At 66.7% G+C, this 16,240-nt stretch carries 17 protein-coding genes and 1 pseudogene; 10 read left to right on the top strand and 8 right to left on the bottom strand.

Features of this window, described 5'->3' with window-relative positions; genetic code table 11:
• Positions 1-2: 2 nt before the first annotated feature.
• From LK10_RS15755 to LK10_RS15720, 8 genes are read right to left on the bottom strand one after another with little or no spacing between them, the layout of a single operon-like run.
• Positions 3-1,220 carry an acetyl-CoA C-acetyltransferase gene (locus tag LK10_RS15755; protein ID WP_043125678.1) on the bottom strand — a complete coding sequence of 406 codons (1,218 nt, stop codon included), beginning with the start codon at positions 1,218-1,220 and terminating at the stop codon, positions 3-5.
• A complete protein-coding gene (locus LK10_RS15750) occupies positions 1,220-2,374 on the bottom strand; it encodes an acyl-CoA dehydrogenase family protein (protein WP_043125675.1) in 1,155 nt (384 codons plus the stop codon). The genes LK10_RS15755 and LK10_RS15750 overlap by 1 nt, the downstream gene beginning before the upstream one ends.
• Complete coding sequence (locus LK10_RS15745) at positions 2,371-3,582, bottom strand: CaiB/BaiF CoA transferase family protein (RefSeq protein ID WP_052207453.1); 1,212 nt, start codon at positions 3,580-3,582, stop codon at positions 2,371-2,373. The genes LK10_RS15750 and LK10_RS15745 overlap by 4 nt, the downstream gene beginning before the upstream one ends.
• Complete coding sequence (locus LK10_RS15740) at positions 3,579-4,370, bottom strand: enoyl-CoA hydratase/isomerase family protein (RefSeq protein WP_043125672.1); 792 nt, start codon at positions 4,368-4,370, stop codon at positions 3,579-3,581. The genes LK10_RS15745 and LK10_RS15740 overlap by 4 nt, the downstream gene beginning before the upstream one ends.
• A complete protein-coding gene (locus LK10_RS15735; RefSeq protein ID WP_081998604.1) occupies positions 4,367-5,545 on the bottom strand; it encodes a CaiB/BaiF CoA transferase family protein in 1,179 nt (392 codons plus the stop codon). The genes LK10_RS15740 and LK10_RS15735 overlap by 4 nt, the downstream gene beginning before the upstream one ends.
• A 52-nt stretch (positions 5,546-5,597) precedes the next feature.
• Positions 5,598-6,764, bottom strand: a complete 1,167-nt coding sequence (locus LK10_RS15730) for an acyl-CoA dehydrogenase family protein (protein ID WP_043125670.1) — start codon at positions 6,762-6,764, stop codon at positions 5,598-5,600.
• A 10-nt stretch (positions 6,765-6,774) separates the two neighbouring features.
• Complete coding sequence (locus LK10_RS15725; protein WP_043125669.1) at positions 6,775-8,727, bottom strand: AMP-binding protein; 1,953 nt, start codon at positions 8,725-8,727, stop codon at positions 6,775-6,777.
• A gap of 54 nt (positions 8,728-8,781) precedes the next feature.
• Positions 8,782-9,267, bottom strand: a complete 486-nt coding sequence (locus tag LK10_RS15720) for a MaoC family dehydratase (protein WP_043125666.1) — start codon at positions 9,265-9,267, stop codon at positions 8,782-8,784.
• Between LK10_RS15720 and LK10_RS22720 the strand changes: the two are divergent.
• The 10 genes and pseudogenes from LK10_RS22720 to LK10_RS15670 form a co-directional block, all read left to right on the top strand.
• A pseudogene (locus LK10_RS22720) lies at positions 9,217-10,032 on the top strand (acyl-CoA dehydrogenase family protein); the annotation flags it as partial. The gene LK10_RS15720 and the pseudogene LK10_RS22720 overlap by 51 nt on opposite strands.
• 29 nt (positions 10,033-10,061) lie before the next feature.
• Positions 10,062-10,589 (top strand): acyl-CoA dehydrogenase family protein, encoded by a 528-nt coding sequence (locus tag LK10_RS22715; RefSeq protein ID WP_231567800.1) that lies wholly within the window; start codon positions 10,062-10,064, stop codon positions 10,587-10,589.
• A 2-nt stretch (positions 10,590-10,591) separates the two neighbouring features.
• On the top strand, positions 10,592-11,413 hold the full coding sequence (locus tag LK10_RS15710; protein WP_043125664.1) for an HpcH/HpaI aldolase/citrate lyase family protein: 822 nt from the start codon (positions 10,592-10,594) through the stop codon (positions 11,411-11,413).
• A gap of 13 nt (positions 11,414-11,426) precedes the next feature.
• Positions 11,427-12,173 carry a 3-oxoacyl-ACP reductase FabG gene (gene fabG / locus LK10_RS15705; protein ID WP_043125662.1) on the top strand — a complete coding sequence of 249 codons (747 nt, stop codon included), beginning with the start codon at positions 11,427-11,429 and terminating at the stop codon, positions 12,171-12,173.
• Positions 12,173-13,075, top strand: coding sequence for an FAS1-like dehydratase domain-containing protein (locus tag LK10_RS15700; protein WP_043125658.1), 903 nt, complete (start codon positions 12,173-12,175; stop codon positions 13,073-13,075). Before fabG ends, LK10_RS15700 begins: the two co-directional genes overlap by 1 nt.
• Positions 13,072-13,524, top strand: a complete 453-nt coding sequence (locus LK10_RS15695) for a MaoC family dehydratase (RefSeq protein ID WP_043125656.1) — start codon at positions 13,072-13,074, stop codon at positions 13,522-13,524. Before LK10_RS15700 ends, LK10_RS15695 begins: the two co-directional genes overlap by 4 nt.
• 62 nt (positions 13,525-13,586) lie before the next feature.
• The gene (locus LK10_RS15690) at positions 13,587-14,318 is read left to right on the top strand and encodes a GntR family transcriptional regulator (protein WP_052207452.1); all 732 of its coding nucleotides are present in this window, start codon (positions 13,587-13,589) and stop codon (positions 14,316-14,318) included.
• Positions 14,319-14,350: 32 nt separating this feature from the next.
• A complete protein-coding gene (locus LK10_RS15685) occupies positions 14,351-15,055 on the top strand; it encodes a nitroreductase (RefSeq protein ID WP_052207451.1) in 705 nt (234 codons plus the stop codon).
• A gap of 26 nt (positions 15,056-15,081) precedes the next feature.
• Complete coding sequence (locus LK10_RS15680; RefSeq protein WP_156144209.1) at positions 15,082-15,537, top strand: acyl-CoA thioesterase; 456 nt, start codon at positions 15,082-15,084, stop codon at positions 15,535-15,537.
• 247 nt (positions 15,538-15,784) lie between these two features.
• Positions 15,785-16,240: MmgE/PrpD family protein (locus LK10_RS15670; protein ID WP_043125652.1), on the top strand; the 456-nt coding region annotated here is incomplete at its 3' end.

The following is a 16,240-nucleotide window of genomic DNA, read 5'->3' as shown; positions in this document are numbered from 1 at the left end:
CCTCAGGCTGCCTCGATGATCGCGGCGAGGCCCTGGCCGCCGCCGATACACATTGTGGCGAGGCCCGAGCCGCCGCCGCGGCGCTTGAGCTCATGGAGGAGCGTCGTGACCATCCGCGAGCCCGTGGCCCCGATGGGGTGGCCAAGAGAGATGCCGGAGCCGTTGACGTTGAGCCGCTCGTCGTCGCGCCATCCCCAGCCTTGAAGGACGGCCAGCACCTGCACGGCGAAGGCCTCATTGAGCTCGACGAGGTCGAGCGAGTCCAAGAGGGTCACGGCGTCTGTACCGCGCCGGGAAGCGAGGCGTTCTACTGCAGCAACGGGCCCGATGCCCATGCGCGACGGATCGCAGCCTGCTGCCGCCCATCCTGTGAGATAGCCCATGGGCTCGAGTCCGAGCTTGTCGAGCTCGTCCTCGGCGACGACGAGCATGGCCGAAGCAGCGTCGTTCTGCTGGCTCGAATTGCCCGCCGTGACCGTTCCACCCGGGGTGATCGTGCGAAGCTTCGCGAGCGTTTCGACGGTTGAATCGGGTCGGATGCCCTCGTCGCGCTCGAACAGGATCGGCTCGCCCTTTCGCTGCGGGACCTTCACGGGCACGACCTCGTCCTCGAAGCGGCCCTCGGACCACGCCGCCGCGGCGCGCTGGTGGCTGCGGGCTGCAAACGCGTCAGCCTGTTCACGCGCGATCGAGTAGTCGGCGGCAAGGTTCTCCGCGGTCTCGATCATGCCCGAGATCCGACCGAACCGGGCCTCCGGCTGCGAGCGCTCCCGCCCGCGGTCAAGACGGTCGTACAGCTGCACGGTCCCGGCGCGGGCACCCCACCGGGTGGCGGTCGAGTAGTACTCGATACGGCTCATGGACTCGACGCCGCCGGCGAGCACGGCATCCGCCCCGCCGGTCTGGACCATCATGGCGGCCGTGATCAGTGCCTGGAGTCCGCCCCCGCAGCGCCGGTCGAGCTGCATTCCGGGGACGGAAATCGGCAGGCCTGCGTGAAGGGCGAGCCATCGGCCGACGCAAGGCACCTCGGAGTTGGCGTACGACTGGGCGAACACGACGTCGTCGATGCGCTCGGGTTCGATTCCCGAGCGTTCGACGACGGCGTTCACCACCGTCGCGCCGAGGTCCTCGACGGGGACATCCCGCAGGGAGCCGCCGAACGTCCCAACGGCGGTCCTGACCGGGGCGACGAGCGCCGCTCGCCGCAGCCCGGGCATCAGCTCACCACCCGGTTGCGGGCAATGAGCTGCGCGGCGATGACGTTGCGCTGGATCTCGTTCGTGCCCTCGCCCACGATCATGAGCGGGGCGTCGCGGAAGTAGCGTTCGACGTCGTACTCCTTCGAGTAGCCATAGCCGCCGTGCACGCGGATCGCGTCGAGCGCGATCTGCATCGCGGTCTCGGAGGCGAAGAGTTTGGCCATGCCGGCCTCCATGTCGGCGCGCTCGCCGCGGTCGACCTTCTCGGCAGCATCGAGTGTAAGGAGGCGTGCTGCGCTCTGCTTCGTTGCCATGTCGGCGAGCAGGTTGCCGACCGACTGGTGCTTCCAGATGGGCTTTCCGAACGACTCGCGCTCCTGCGCGTACTTCACAGCGGTGTCGAGTGCCGCTTGGCCGACGCCGAGAGCGCGAGCGGCGACTTGGATGCGCCCGACCTCCAGTCCGCGCATCATGTGGGACCAGCCCTGATTGGGGGTGCCGCCAAGGATCGCGTCGTCGCCGACGCGGCGCCCGTCGAACACGACCTCGCATGCTTCGACACCGCGGTAGCCGAGCTTGGGCAGCTTCTTCGAGATCACGAGTCCATCACCGGGTTCGACGAGGATGACGCTCATGCCCTTGTGCGTCGGGTTCGCGTCCCGATCAGTCACGCACAGCAGGCCGAAGAGGCCTGAGTGCGCCGCATTGGAGATCCAGGTCTTGGATCCCCTGATGGACCACGCGTCGCCGTCCCGCACCGCGTGGGTGCGCATCGCCTGGAGGTCGCTGCCGCCGCCGGGCTCGGTGAGGGCCATCGTCGCGCGGATAGACCCGTCGGCCATGCCCGGCAGATACTTGGCCTTCTGCTCGTCCGTGCCGAACGTCCTGATCAGATACGTGATGACGGAGTGGCCGCCGATCGCGCCCGCGAGGCTCATCCAACCGCGCGCGAGCTCTTCGGTCACACGAGCGAAGCAGGCGGTGCTCACGTCCACTCCCCCGTATTCCGCGGGCGCGAGAAGGCCGAAGAAGCCGAGCTCCTTCATGTCCTCGATGAGGGGTTCGGGGTAGATGTCGTCCTGCTCGAACTCGCGTACGCGCGGACGCACCCGCTCGTCTACGAACTCGGCAACCATGCCGACCATTTGCTGTTCGTCGCTAGTGAGGCTCATTGCGCCCCTCCTCTTGGATTCGTGAGGTGGAATGTCATGTCGTCGCCTTCGGCCGGTTCGGAGACAGCCCCGAATTCGGCGCGGATGGCGTCAGTGTGCTCGCCGAGGACAGGCACGGATCCGCTGCGCACAGGCCAGCCGAGCGCAACGGCGGGGGGAAGCAGGGCGGGCACCGGCCCCGATGGCGTTCCGATGTCGCGCCAGCGGCCGCGCGCCTTGAGCTGCGGATGCTCGACGAGGGCATGAACTGTGTTGAGCCGGGCATTGCCGATGCCAGCCGCGTCTGCCGCTGCCTGGATCTCCTCGAGCGACCGTGTCGCGCACCATGCGCCGACAGCGGCATCGAGTTCGTCGCGTGCGGCCACTCGGTCATCGTTGTGGAGGTAGCGCTCGTCGTCGGCGAGTTCAGGCCTGTCGATGAGCTCAGCGAGCCTCCGCCACTCGCGGTCGTTGGTGGTCCCGAGCACGGCCATCTCGCCGTCAGCTGTCGCGTAAGCACCGTACGGAGCGACCATCGGCGATCCCATGCCCACCGGCACCGGTTCCGTCCCGGCGTGGATCACCTGGTTCATGGCGAACCCCATCATCTCCGCCACAGTGTCGAGCATCGCGATCGGAATCACCGCGCCCTGGCCCGTGCGCTCCCGGTTGTACAGCGCCGCGAGGATCGCCGAGTACGCGTAGAGCGCGGTTCCGACATCGGCGATCGGGATGCCGGACTTGGCCGGATGCCCCGGGAGTCCCGTGATGCTGCACGAGCCCGCCTCGGACTGGATGAGGAGATCGTACGCTCGCTTGTGGTCGAAGGGGCCGCCCACACCGTAGCCGGAGATGTCGACGACGATGAGCCGCGGATAGCGCTCTGCGAGCCCTCGCGTCGCGAGGCCGAGACGATCGAGCGCGCCAGGAGCAAGGTTGCTCACGAGCACGTCCGCCGTAGCGAGGATGCCGTGCAGGACGCCGAGGTCCGCGTCATCGCGGAGGTTGAGGGCCGCGGATTCTTTCCCGTGGTTGAGCCACGCGAAGTGCGCCGAGAGGCCGCCGACGACCGAGTCATATGAACGCGTGGAGTCGCCGTGCCCGGGAGTCTCGACCTTGATGACGCGCGCACCGAGGTCGGCGAGGTGACGTGTGGCCAGCGGAGCCGAAATCGCCTGTTCGAGTCCAACCACAGTGATGCCGCTCAAGGGACCGACCGTCGTCGTCATGCGAACCTCGGATCGCGTTTTTCCCGGTGTGACGCGACGCCTTCGACGACATCGGGCCCACCGAAGCCATAGAACTCGAGCCCCAGAGACGCGTCGAAGATCGGCATGGCCTGGCGGTACCAACCGTTGAGCGCCATCTTCGTCCCCTGGACGCCGCTGCGGGAACCGGCGGCGAGCCTGCGTGCGATGTCCAATGCCCGGTCCTGCACCTCGTCGTCTTCTACCACGACGGAGACGAGGCCGATGCGCTCGGCCTCCTCGCCTGTTATCACCTCGTTGGTCAGCAGGTGGTACTTCGCCTTCGCCATCGATGTGAGCAGCGGCCAGCAAACGGCCGCGTGATCGCCCGCAGCGACGCCGAGGCGCACATGCCCATCGACAATCTTGGCGCGACGTCCCGCAACGGAGATGTCTGCGAGGAGCGCCGCGACGAGGCCAGCTCCAGCGGCAGGCCCGTTGATGGCGGAGACGATGGGCTGGGGAACCTCGATGATATTGCGCACGAGGTCGCGCGCTTCACGCATGACGCGCGTGCGCGACGCGTAGTCCCCGATCATGTCCTCTACGAGATCGAAGCTTCCACCCGCCGAGAAGGCACGTTCCCCTGCTCCACGGATGAGGACTGCGCGGACGGACTCGTCGAGCCCGATGACTGGCCACACGTCGGCGAGTTCCCTGTGTGCGTCCGGTCCGACCGCGTTCAGGTTCGGACCGTCGAGCACGATCCGGAGGACGGAGGCCTCGGGGCGATCGATCTTCAGGGCTGTGAAGTCTTCGTAGCTGATCACAACAGATTCCTCTCCGGGTTCCCGCCGACGGAGGCAGGAGCGTCTTCGCGGGGACCTCCATTGGCTCCCCAACGGTCCATGAGCTCGCCCAGCTTTCTCGTGCCCGACTGCGGGACCGACGGTCGGCGGGGCGGCGTCCGGCTGAACCTTGGCGCCGGTGCGGGGTGCAGGACGCCGCCCACTACCTCGTAGAGCCCACGCTCGGCGTTGTGCGGATCGACGGCAGCCTCGTCGAATGAGAGCACGGGGGTCACGCAAGCATCGGTCCCCGCAAACACGCGCTGCCACTCGTCGCGCGACTTCGAACCGATAGCCTGGGCGATGAGCCCGCGCAGCTCGGGCCACCGCGCACGGTCGTCCTGGGCCGGCCACCCCTCGGTAGCAACGTCCAGACGTGAGACGAACTCGCGGTAGAAATCCGGCTCGAGTGCGCCGACCGCGACGTAACGGCCGTCAGCGCATTCATACGTGTCGTAGAACGGCGCACCGGAATCCAAAAAGTTCGTTCCCGGCTCGTCCGAGAAGAGTCCCGCCGCCCGCAAGCCCTGCAGTTTAGCCGTGAGCGCCGCAACGCCGTCGACCATCGCCGCATCGATCACCTGGCCGCGACCGGTGCGTGCGGCCGAGAGGAGCGCGCAGACAATGCCGAACGCCCCCATCGCGCCTCCGGCCGCATAGTCGCCGAGCAGGTTGATCGGGGGGCGTGGCGCTCCACCTGCACGCGCCATCGCATGCAGTGCGCCGGACTGTGCGACGTAGTTGATGTCGTGGCCAGCGTCCCGAGAGCGGGGCCCGGTCTGCCCATAGCCGGTCAGCCGGACGTAGACCAGTCGCCCATTGCAGTCGAGCAGCTCGTCCGGCCCGAGCCCAAGGCGTTCGACGACGCCCGGCCGGTACCCCTCGATGAAGACGTCCGCTTCGGCGGCAAGCCGGAGCACCGCGTCCCGCCCGTCAGGGTCCTTGAGGTCGATCGCCACCGCGTCGATGCCCCGGTTGACCACGTCGGCCTCCTCCGTGAGTCCCACGGTCTGGCTCAGCGCCCGCGCCGACCGGGACGGCGGCCGGACGACGCGGACCACGTCGGCACCCATGTCGGCCAGGAGCATGGACACGTACGGCACCGGCCCCATACCCGCCAGCGCGAGAACGCGTATTCCCGTCAATGGACCCGTCATGGCTTCCACCTTTCCCCTCGATGTCCCCCTCTGGGGCTGCTTGCCAAGCAGCTCAGTAGGACCTCGGAAGCCCAAGGACCTGCTGCGAGATGTAGTTGCATACCATTTCCTGCGAGAACGGCGCATTCCTCAGGAGGCGCACCTCGCGCCACAAGCGCTCAATGTGGTATTCCCTCGCATACGCATAGCCGCCGAGCGTCGAGAACGCTCGGTCGCAGGCCTCGAAGCCGGCCTCGGCGCCGAGGAACTTGGCGGCCGCGGACTCGGGGCCGCATTCCTTCTGCTCGTCGAAGAGCTTCGCCGCGTGCATCGCCATGCGTTCCGCGGCTTCGAGACGGATCCACGAATCGGCGAGGGGATGCGCGACGGCTTGGTTCTGCCCGATGGGGCGGTCGAAGACCACTCGGTTCTTGGCGTATTCCGTCCCGATCTCCAGGGCGGCGCGCCCCAAGCCGATGCCCTCCATTGCGACCACGATCCGCTCGGGGTTAAGTCCGTCGAGGATGTAGTAGAAGCCCTTGTCCACCTCGCCGACAACGTCCTCATCCGCCACGAAGAGGTTGTCGATGAACACCTCGTTCGTGTCGATCGCGGCCCGCCCGAGCTTATCGATCTCGCGAATCGTGACGTGCTCGGGATCCATCTCGGCGAAGAAGATCGTCATGCCGTACAGCGGCTTGTCGTCGCGACGCGGAGACGTGCGGGCGAGCAGCACCATGCGATGCGCGTTCTGGGCGTTCGTGATGAACACCTTCTGTCCGTTGATGACCCACCCGCCATCGACCTTCTCGGCCTTCGTCCGGATCCGCGACGTATCGACGCCCGCGGTGGGCTCGGTGATCGCGAAGGCCGTGAGCATCTCTCCCGTCGCGAGCTTGGGCAAGTACTTCCGCTTCATCTCCTCCGAACCGTGCCGCACGATGGGGGCCGGAGGGAAGACGTAGAAGTGGATCGCCGAGCCGCCGCTCATGCCGGCACCCGAGGCCGCAATCTCGTTCATCATGACCGCAGCTTCTTGGAGGCCTAGGCCGATTCCGCCATACTCCTCGGGAATCATCGCGCCGAGCCACCCCCCGTCGGCGAAGGCCTTGATGAAGTCCCACGGATACTCGTGCTTGCGGTCCTTCTCGAGCCAGTACTCGTTGTCGAACTTCCGCGCCAGTTCGCGGGTCGCCGACCTGACGAGCTCGATGTTGCCCTCTGTCTCGGTGACTGTCATTTCCGTTCTCCTACTCTTGTGTGCCCGCGTCCACGGGGATGTCTTCGAGCGGCGTCGCGGGGTCGAGCGAGGACATATCGCCGACCGGGGCGCCGATGAACCGGGCCCTGATCGCCCGCCGCATGATCTTTCCGTTCTTGGTTTTTGGCAGCGTCCGCACGGTATGCACGGCAGGCGCGAACGACTTGCCGGCATTCTCGAGGGCGACTGCCTGGATGTCTTCGGGCTCAGCGTGCTGATCGCGCAGCACGGCGAACGCGACGGCCCGCTGGCCGCGCAGCTCGTCGGGCACGCCGATCACGGCAACCTCGGCGATCCTGCTGTCGCGCAGCAGAGCAGCCTCGATCTCGGCTGGCCCGACCCGGCGGCCCGAGAGCTTGATCGTGTCGTCCGAACGACCGTGGATCCGCCAGACCCCGGCCTCGTCGACGCTCGCGAGGTCGCCGTGCACCCAGACTCCCTCCCAGCGGTCCCAGTATGTGCTGAGGTAACGCTCGCGGTCTTGCCAGAAGGCGTGGGTCATCCCCGGGAATGTGTTCCGGAGCACGAGCTCGCCGATCCTGCCTGTGACCGCCGCGCCGTCGTCGTCGAACACCGCTGCGTCGATGCCCGGGAGCGGGCCCGTGAACGCAGCCGCGGGTCCCGGCAGGAAGGGATACCCCACCAGGATGCCTCCCCCGACCTCGGTGCCGCCGCTGTAGTTGACGATAGGTCGGGAACGGGCGCCGACGACGTCGAAGAGCCACCACCACGTCGGAGCGTCCCACGCCTCGCCCGTCGACACGAACGTCTTGAGGGTTGGCATCGTCGGCACCACGCCGTCGCTCGCGGCTTTGATCGCGCGCGCCGCCGTCGGGGCGATGCCCTGCACCGTGACCCCATTGCGGACGACGACGTCCCACATACGGCTCGACGTCGGATACGTCGGCAGGCCCTCGATCATGACGATCGTGGCCCCGAGCTGAAGCGGTCCGACCATGAGCATGGGCCCCACTAGCCAGCCGAGGTCAGTGATCCATGACACGACGTCGTCGGCGTGGACATCGAACCCGTAGGCGAAGTCGATAGCTGTCTTCGCGGCGAATCCGCCATGCGAATGCACGATCCCCTTGGGACGGCCCGTGGTGCCCGACGTGTAGACGATCGAGAGCGGGTCGTTCGCCTCGGTGTCGGCCGCGGGAACCGGCGCGGGGTCGGGGGCAAGCTCGTCGTAGGCGACATCGCGGCCCTCGACCAGGGCCGCGTCGGTGCCTAGATGGCGTACGACGACGACGCGGCGCACCGAGGGTGCCTGGGCGACGGCCTTGTCGGCGATCTCCTTGAGCGGCACGGTCTTGCCCCGGCGGGTGGTCCCGTCGGCGGTGATGAGGAGCACGGCTTCGGAATCCTGCAGCCGGGTCGCGAGTGCATCGGGCGCGTACCCGGAGAAGGTGGGTACCGAGATGGCGCCGATCAGGGCAACCGCGAGGAAGGCGACGACCGCCTCCGGCACGACCGGCATGAACAGAACCACGCGGTCCCCGCGGCGCACGCCGAGCGCGGCGAGGTGCGCCGCGAACCAGCTGACTTCCCGCGCTAGTTCCGCATACGTCAGCGTCCGGCGCTGGCCGGAGTCGCCCTCGTAGATGACGGCAGTCTTTCGGGCGTGAGGGCCGTGTTCGTGTCTGAGCGCGGCAAGCTCGGCGACGTTGATCCGCCCTCCCTCGAACCACTTCGGGAACGGCTTGCCGTCCGTCTCGTCAAGCACACGTTCGAACGGCACCGCGAACTCGACGCCCAGGTCCGCGAGAGCTGCCCGCCAGAACCACTCGGGATCTGCGACTGCACGCCTGTTGAGCTCGGCAACTGCATCAGCGTCATCGCTGAAGCCCCACTGACGCATCGCCGCCAGGAGCCTCGAGCGTTCCCGCACGTCGGCCGGCGGGTCCCATGCGATCGGCTCATGGCCGTCCATTTCAGCCATTCCGTGTCCTCCTCGACTCGGTCAGAGAGCGTTGATTCGCGAACTCGGCGGTCCTCAGGCCGTTTCGTCAGCGGCGACGCGGGCTGGCCCGGGTGTGCGCTTGAGCATGAGGCCAACGCGGGTCGCGTCGCACACGACCTCATCGCGCTGATTGATGCCATAGTGCCTGAACGTGACGATGCCCGAATCTTCACGGCTCTTGGACTCGCGGACGGCCGTGATCTCTGTGCGCACGTGGATCGTGTCGCCGTGGAAGACCGGCTTGGGGAACGTGATCGAGTTGAACCCGAGGTTTCCGAGCGTCGTCCCGTACGTCGTGTCGTGCATCGAGATCCCCGCCACGAGGCCGAGGAGGAAGAGGCTGTTGACCAGCCGCTGACCGTGGATCGAGTTCTTGCTGTACTCGGCATCCAGATGCAACGGCGCCATGTTCAGCGTCATCGTGCTGAAGAGCACGTTGTCCGATTCGGTGACCGTGCGGCGGACCTCGTGGTCGATGACCATTCCCGGTTCGAATTCTTCGAAGTAGAGACCCGGCATTGGGAGTCCTTTCTCACTGAGTCCTGCGGTTGCGCCGCGGACTGCTTCAGCCGCGCTGCTGCAAGCTCGTTCCAGCCTACAAAAAATATATTTTACACGCAAGGGCTTGAATGGGGCTCTTCCTATGGGTTAAATATATTGTATGCGAAAGCCCAATGGAGGGAGTCGACCGTGTCCGAAGTGAGTACAGAGGACTTCGAACTGATCTTGGCGGAGGTCCGCCAATGGATCCGGACGCGGGTGGTCCCGCGCGAGCACGAGATCGCCGAGTTCGACGACATCCCGGAGGACCTGCGGCAGCAGGCCCGCGAGATGGGCCTTTTCGGCTACGCCATTCCCAGCGACTGGGGCGGCCTTGGACTCGACCTCACGCAGGACGTCGAGCTCGCGATGGAGTTCGGCTACACCTCGCTCTCGCTGCGTTCGATGTTCGGCACGAACAACGGCATCGCGGGTCAGGTGCTCGTGAACTTCGGCACCGACGTCCAGAAGGCGACTTGGCTCGAGCGGATCGCGTCGGGTGAGGTCGTCGCGTCATTCGCCCTGACAGAGCCGGGAGCAGGATCGAATCCGGCAGGCCTCCGTACCCGCGCCGTCCGAGACGGCGACGACTGGGTCCTCGACGGTGAAAAGTGCTTCATCACCAATGCCCCACTCGCAGACCTCTTCGTCACGTTCGCACGCACACGACCCGCCGACTCCTCCGGACCCGGGATCGCCGTCTTCCTCGTTCCCCGGGACACCCCCGGCCTCGAGGTTGCGAAGAAGGACAAGAAGATGGGCCAGGAGGGCGCATGGACGGCGAACGTGCGTTTCGACGGCGTTCGCGTCCCGGCGTCTGCCCTCGTGGGAGGGGACGAGGACACCGGCTACCGCGCCGCGATGACCTCTCTCACATCGCGGCGCTCGCCGTGGGAACGGCCCAGCGTGCGCTCGATGAGTCCGTTCGGCACGCGGCGACCGCGACGCAGGGTGGTACTCCGATCGGAGATTTCCAGCTCGTGCAGGCCATGCTCGCCGACCAGCAGACGGGCGTCCTCGCGGGGCGAGCACTCGTCCGTGACACCGCGGCGAAGTATGTCGCAGGCGAGGACCGGCGGATCGCCCCCTCGGTGGCCAAGCTCTACTGCACCGAGATGGCGGGCAGAGCCGCGGACCTCGCCGTACAGGTCCATGGCGGATCCGGCTACATGCGTGAGCTCACTGTCGAGCGGATCTACCGCGACATCCGTCTTCTGCGCCTGTACGAGGGCACCAGCGAGATCCAGCGGCTCATCATCGGCGGAGGGCTCGTCCGCGAAGCCAAGAAGAACCTCTCGTGAGCATGCACGAAGCCATCTCCGAGGTCTCCACACTCCTCTTTGTACCCGGGGACCGGCCAGAGCGCTTCGAGAAAGCCACGGCCTCTGGCGCCGGACTGGTTGTCGTCGATCTCGAAGATGCTGTGGCTCCCTCGAACAAGCCTGCAGCGCGGAGCAATGCGGCGGCGTGGGCACGCGACCACGCGTGCATCGTCCGCATCAATGGGGTCGGCACCGCCTGGCACGCCGACGACGTCGCGCAGCTCGCGGCCTCGTCCTGCGGCATCATGCTCCCCAAGGCCGAACGGCCTGACGATGTACGCCGACTGGTCGCGGCCGTGGGAGGTTGTGGCGTCGTCGCCCTCGTCGAGACCGCCCGCGGAATCTTGGACGCGGCCTCGATCGCCGAGCTCGACGGCGTAGACCGGCTCGCGCTCGGCAGTTTCGACCTCGCCACCGAACTCGGCGTCAACCCGAGCGATCGCGAGGCGCTGCTCGCCTCGCGATCGGCGCTCGTCCTCGCGTCGGCCCGCGCGGGGCTGCCGGGCCCTGTAGACGGGATTACGGCGGGAATCGATGACCCGGCCGGGATCACCGACGACACGGATTATGCACGTCGCCTCGGTTTCACCGGCAAGCTCTGCATCCACCCGAGGCAGGTGGCGCCCGTTGCAGACGCCCTCCGCCCGTCCGAGGCGGAGCGGTCATGGGCCGCGACCGTCACCGCCGCGCAGCGGGAGGGCGTCGGCGTGGTGGACGGGGCGATGGTGGACAAGCCTGTCATCGAGCGAGCGGAACGCATCCTGCGCCGCTTTGCCCGAACCACCACCTCAGGGACGATTTAGGAGCACAGCACACATGACTGAACCACTGTTGAAGGGCAAGACTGCGGTCATTACCGGGGCCGCGCAAGGAATCGGGTACGCGATCGCGCAGCGATTCATTGCTGAAGGTGCCCGCGTCGTCGTTGGCGACGTCAACGGCGAGGCAGCCGCGGAAGCCGCGGCACGGCTGGGAGGCGATGAAGTCGCCGTCGGTGTACGCTGCAATGTCACCTCGGCGGATGAGGTGCAGAGCATGCTCGAGACCGCCGCTCAGGTGTTCTCACATGTGAATGTCATGGTCAACAACGCCGGCATCACGCGAGACGCGACCATGCGGAAGATGACCGAAGAACAGTTCGACCAAGTCATCGATGTCCATCTCAAAGGCACGTGGAACGGCACCCGGCTCGCTGCCGGCATCATGCGTGAGAACGGCGGTGGAACGATCATCAACATGTCGTCGCTCTCGGGCAAGATCGGGCTCGCAGGCCAGACGAACTATTCAGCCGCGAAAGCCGGAATCGTCGGGCTATCGAAGGCGGCAGCGAAGGAGGTCGCGCACCTCGGCGTCCGGGTCAATGCAATCCAGCCAGGCCTCGTCCGCTCTGCGATGACTGAAGCGATGCCGCAAAACGTCTGGGACCAGAAGATGAGCGAGATCCCCATGGGCCGAGCGGGCGAAGTAGACGAGATCGCCAAGGTCGCACTCTTCCTCGCGTCAGACCTTTCGTCCTACATGACCGGGACGGTCCTCGAGGTCACTGGTGGGAGGTTCATGTAATGGTCGATCTCGGCACCTGGACAGCCCAGACCGTCGTTACGGAGGAACTCCTGGATCCGGCCCCCGTCGCCGCTCTCGCGGCGCTGCTCGACGACGGGCTGTCCGCCCCGGGAGAAGGGGACGAACTCCCGCCGCTGTGGCACTGGGCCGCACTACCCCGCTGGGCCGCATCGGGCGAGCTGGGACCGGACGGCCACCCTCGCCGCGGCGGCTTCCTGCCGCCCATCGGGCTTCCACGGCGCATGTTCGCGGGCGGAAACCTCATCTTCCACGGCGCACTGAGGGTCGGCAGTACGATCCGCAGGGAGTCAGAGGTCGTCTCGGTCGCAGAGAAGACAGGGCGTTCGGGCCCGCTCGTAATCGTCGACGTCGCAACGCGGCTGTTCGACGAGTTCGGCGAACTCGCCGTGACCGAGATGCAGAACCTCGTGTACCGTGAGGCTGCCGTCAAGACAGAAGGTGCTGAGGCCCAGATCGCTCCCCTCGAACCGCCGACATCGACGCCGCCCCCCGCGCAGCCCCTCCGCAGGCTCTCCGAGCACGAGTGGGAGTTCCGTACGGACGCCTCGCTGCTCGCACGGTTCTCCGCGGCCACAGCCAACGCGCACCGCATCCACTACGACTGGCCGTACGCGACCCGTGTCGAAGGCTACCCTGGGCTCCTCGTACATGGGCCACTGCAGGCCATAGCGCTCACGGAACTCCACCGCCTTTCGGGCGGTGCACGGGTCGAGCGGCTTCGCCACCGGGGCCTCGCGCCCCTGTTCTGCGGTGAGCCGGCCCGCCTTCGCGCGACCTACGACGGCTCAGGCAGCGCCCTCCTCGAACTCAGCGGGACAAACGGGGATTCATTCGGCCCCCGCTCAACCGTCGAGCTCACGACCGATGGGAGCCCCTCGTGACTCGCCGCTTCACTTCGCTCGCCGAACTCCGCGAGGCTCTCGGCGAGGCGATCGGGCCGTCAGAGCCGCTCGTCGTGACCCAAGAGCGAATCGACGCATTTGCGGACGTGACGGATGACTACCAGTGGATCCACACGGACCCAGTCCAAGCGGCAACGGGTCCGTACGGCTCCACTATCGCCCACGGTTACCTCACGCTCTCGCTCATCCCCCAGTTCGGGCGCCAGCTCTTCTCCATCGAGTTCGGCTCGGCTCGAGTCAACTATGGGGTGAACAAGGTGCGCTTTCCCTCTCCGACCCGCGTCAACGACCCGCTCCGGGCGACGGTGACCTTCGCCGATATCGCGGAAACTGCCGGGGGGACGATGCTGACAGCTCGCTACGTCATCGACGCGGGCTCGAACAAGCCTGCGTGCGTGGCAGAGACTCTCGTGTTGATCGCGTCCTGAGAGCCACCAGAGGGGCGAGGTATAAAGTATATGTAGGACTATGCATATGAGGTGATGTCTGCGTGAACACTCTGATCGACCCAACCCCGCGAGCCCACCCTAGCCGCCGAACCCAGCTCCCGGAAGAGGTGGCGGCCTACGTGCGCGAGCAGATCATGTCGGGCAACCTCACGCCCGGGCAGTTCCTCCGCCTGGAGCCCATCGCGGAGGCTGTCGGCGTCAGCATCACTCCGGTGCGCGAGGGCCTCGTTGCGCTCAGCAACGAGGGATTTGTGACCGCGGTGCCGCGTCGGGGCTTCGTTGTGGCTCCCTTCACGCGGCAGGATGTGCGCGACCTGTTCTGGGCTCAGAGCCGCCTTGCCGGCGAGCTCGCGGCACGGGCTGCAAAGCAGATCACGCGCGAGGAGCTCGACCTGCTGGGGAACGTCATGGAACAGTGCGCTGTGGCGACAAAGCGTGGAGATGCAGATGAGATCGGACGGCTGGGGCATCAGTTTCACCGGATCATCAACGTCGCGGCACGCTCGGACCGCCTTGCACGGCTCCTCGCGGGCGTCGTCAAGCACCTCCCCAACCAGTACTATGCCTCGCTCGAGGCGCACGTCAGCACCGCCCCCCTCGAGCATCAGGAGATTTTCGACGCCCTGTCGAAGCGACAGGCGAAGCGTGCTCGAACGCTCACCGAGGCACATATCGAGGGAAGCGCGGACTTCGTCATCGACAGCCTCGAACAGCGAGGACTATGGCGGGACAACAACCAGGACCAGGAACTTCCCCGCGAGCAGGTATCGTGAATTTTATATTTTATTGTTAGACTGGACTGGTGATGACCTCGAACGACACCGCCGTCGCAGAGACAGAAGAGTCCGTCCTCTTGGAGCACCTGCTCAGTACTCGGTGGAGTTGCCGCGCCTATCTTGACCGTCAGGTGCCCCGCCAGACAATGGAGCGCCTTCTAACGCTCGCGCAGCGCACAGCATCGTGGTGCAACACTCAGCCTTGGGAAATGATCGTGACGAGCGGGGGCGGGACCGAACGGTTCCGCGCGGCGATGATGGACTGGGCCCGCTCCAATCCGATGAAATTCGATTTCGATGAACCTTCGGAGTACCGCGGCATCTATCGCGACCGGCGAAGGGCCAGCGGGTGGCAACTGTACGAGGCAGTCGGGGTCGTGCGAGGCGACCGGGAGGCCTCTGGGCGTCAGGCGTTCGAAAATTTCCGCTTCTTCGGGGCACCGCACGTCGCGATCGTGACCACGGACGCCGCTCAGGGCGTCTATGGCGCTGTCGACGCCGGCCTGTACGTGGGAACCTTCCTCCTCGCAGCTAACAGCCTTGGCCTCGGCGCGATTGCACAGGCGGCGCTTGCAGGCCATTCCAGCCTCATCCGCCGGCACTTCAACATCCCTGACGACAGGAAGGTCTTGCTCGGGATCTCCTTCGGCTACCCCGACCTGAGTCATCCCTCCAACAGCTACCGTACCGCTCGCGCCTCCCTGCAAGAGGTCGTGACCTGGGCCGATCAGTAAGCCCTAGGCTTCAGGAAGGATCCGCCATGGCCGATACCATGCCCGCTCCCCTCCGCGAGACACTGACCCGACCCGTCGAGTGGGTTGACACTGACGCAGCGGGACACCACCACAACTCGTTCGTCCTGCGGAGTGTCGAGGCGGCTGAAGCGCGCCTCTTCCGACGCCTCGGGATGCTGGAGGGGTTTTTTTCGTCCTCCCCGCGAGTCCGGCAGGAAGTGGACTACCTCTCCAGCCTGTACTTTGGGCAAGAGGCCACCACCATCCTGGAGATCGAGTCCCTCGGCCGCTCCTCGATGACATTCCGCTTCGAGGTCTGGGGTGAGGCGTTCGACGGCGCGCCCCGGGGCCCCGTCCCGCGGCGGCTCGCGGCGACGGGGAAGTTCGTCACCGTCCACGTGCCCCATGGTGAAGACGCATCCGCCCCTTGGCCGCCACACGTTCGGGACCTTGTGGGTGCCACGAGGCCCGAGCAGCACTGAGACAAGCCGTGCCGGGCGGCTTGAGTGCGCCCGAAAATCGACTTGATGGTCGCCTCCGGGTCCCATGATTTCCAGAAGGGCGAGGACTACCCCGCTGGACGGCGTCGCCGAGTTGTCCACGAGTGGGAAGCAGCACCCCGAGTCGCGATCCGGTGGCCCTTCTGCCCAGTCGCTGGCGCCGCGACGGCGGTGCACCTGAGCAACAGCCTTCAGCACATCAGAACGAACTACCCGAAAGAGGCCGCCCATGGTTGAGCTGCACAAGGTCCGCGTCCACCGCAGCGAGGAGAACCTGCCCCGCCAGGGCCAGCTCGCGTACAGGATCGCGCAGGTCGCCGCGGACCCGGTCGAGGTCGCGCCCGAGGTGGCGGAGATGGTCATCAACCGGATCATCGACAACGCCTCGGTTGCGATCGCCTCCCTGAACCGGGCCCCGATCGTGGCCGCCCGCGCCCAGGCCCTCGCGCACGCGCCCTCCTCCGGGGGGCGCGGGGCGCTGCTGTACGGGATCGGCGACCGGGTCTCCCCGGAGTGGGCGGCGTGGGCGAACGGGGTCGCGGTGCGGGAGCTGGACTACCACGACACGTTCCTGGCCGCGGAGTACTCCCACCCCGGGGACAACATCCCCCCGATCCTGGCCGTCGCCCAGCACGTGGGCTCCACGGGCCGGGACCTGGTCCGCGGGATCGCGACCGGGTACGAG

This window comes from Sinomonas humi, assembly GCF_000802235.1.
Classification (GTDB): domain Bacteria; phylum Actinomycetota; class Actinomycetes; order Actinomycetales; family Micrococcaceae; genus Sinomonas; species Sinomonas humi.
This window is presented reverse-complemented; position numbering and strand designations above follow the sequence as displayed.

Excerpts from the sequence above, each read along its gene's own strand:
- LK10_RS15745 (WP_052207453.1), bottom strand. The coding sequence starts at position 3,582 with ATGACGACGACGGTCGGTCCCTTGAGCGGCATCACTGTGGTTGGACTC.
- LK10_RS15720 (WP_043125666.1), bottom strand. The coding sequence starts at position 9,267 with ATGCCGGGTCTCTACTTCGAAGAATTCGAACCGGGAATGGTCATCGAC.
- LK10_RS15680 (WP_156144209.1), top strand. The coding sequence starts at position 15,082 with ATGGCCGATACCATGCCCGCTCCCCTCCGCGAGACACTGACCCGACCC.
- LK10_RS15710 (WP_043125664.1), top strand. The coding sequence starts at position 10,592 with ATGCACGAAGCCATCTCCGAGGTCTCCACACTCCTCTTTGTACCCGGG.
- LK10_RS15700 (WP_043125658.1), top strand. The coding sequence starts at position 12,173 with ATGGTCGATCTCGGCACCTGGACAGCCCAGACCGTCGTTACGGAGGAA.
- LK10_RS15725 (WP_043125669.1), bottom strand. The coding sequence starts at position 8,727 with ATGGCTGAAATGGACGGCCATGAGCCGATCGCATGGGACCCGCCGGCC.
- LK10_RS15755 (WP_043125678.1), bottom strand. The coding sequence starts at position 1,220 with ATGCCCGGGCTGCGGCGAGCGGCGCTCGTCGCCCCGGTCAGGACCGCC.
- LK10_RS15750 (WP_043125675.1), bottom strand. The coding sequence starts at position 2,374 with ATGAGCCTCACTAGCGACGAACAGCAAATGGTCGGCATGGTTGCCGAG.
- LK10_RS15730 (WP_043125670.1), bottom strand. The coding sequence starts at position 6,764 with ATGACAGTCACCGAGACAGAGGGCAACATCGAGCTCGTCAGGTCGGCG.
- LK10_RS22715 (WP_231567800.1), top strand. The coding sequence starts at position 10,062 with ATGGACGGCGAACGTGCGTTTCGACGGCGTTCGCGTCCCGGCGTCTGC.
- fabG (WP_043125662.1), top strand. The coding sequence starts at position 11,427 with ATGACTGAACCACTGTTGAAGGGCAAGACTGCGGTCATTACCGGGGCC.
- LK10_RS15685 (WP_052207451.1), top strand. The coding sequence starts at position 14,351 with ATGACCTCGAACGACACCGCCGTCGCAGAGACAGAAGAGTCCGTCCTC.
- LK10_RS15735 (WP_081998604.1), bottom strand. The coding sequence starts at position 5,545 with ATGACGGGTCCATTGACGGGAATACGCGTTCTCGCGCTGGCGGGTATG.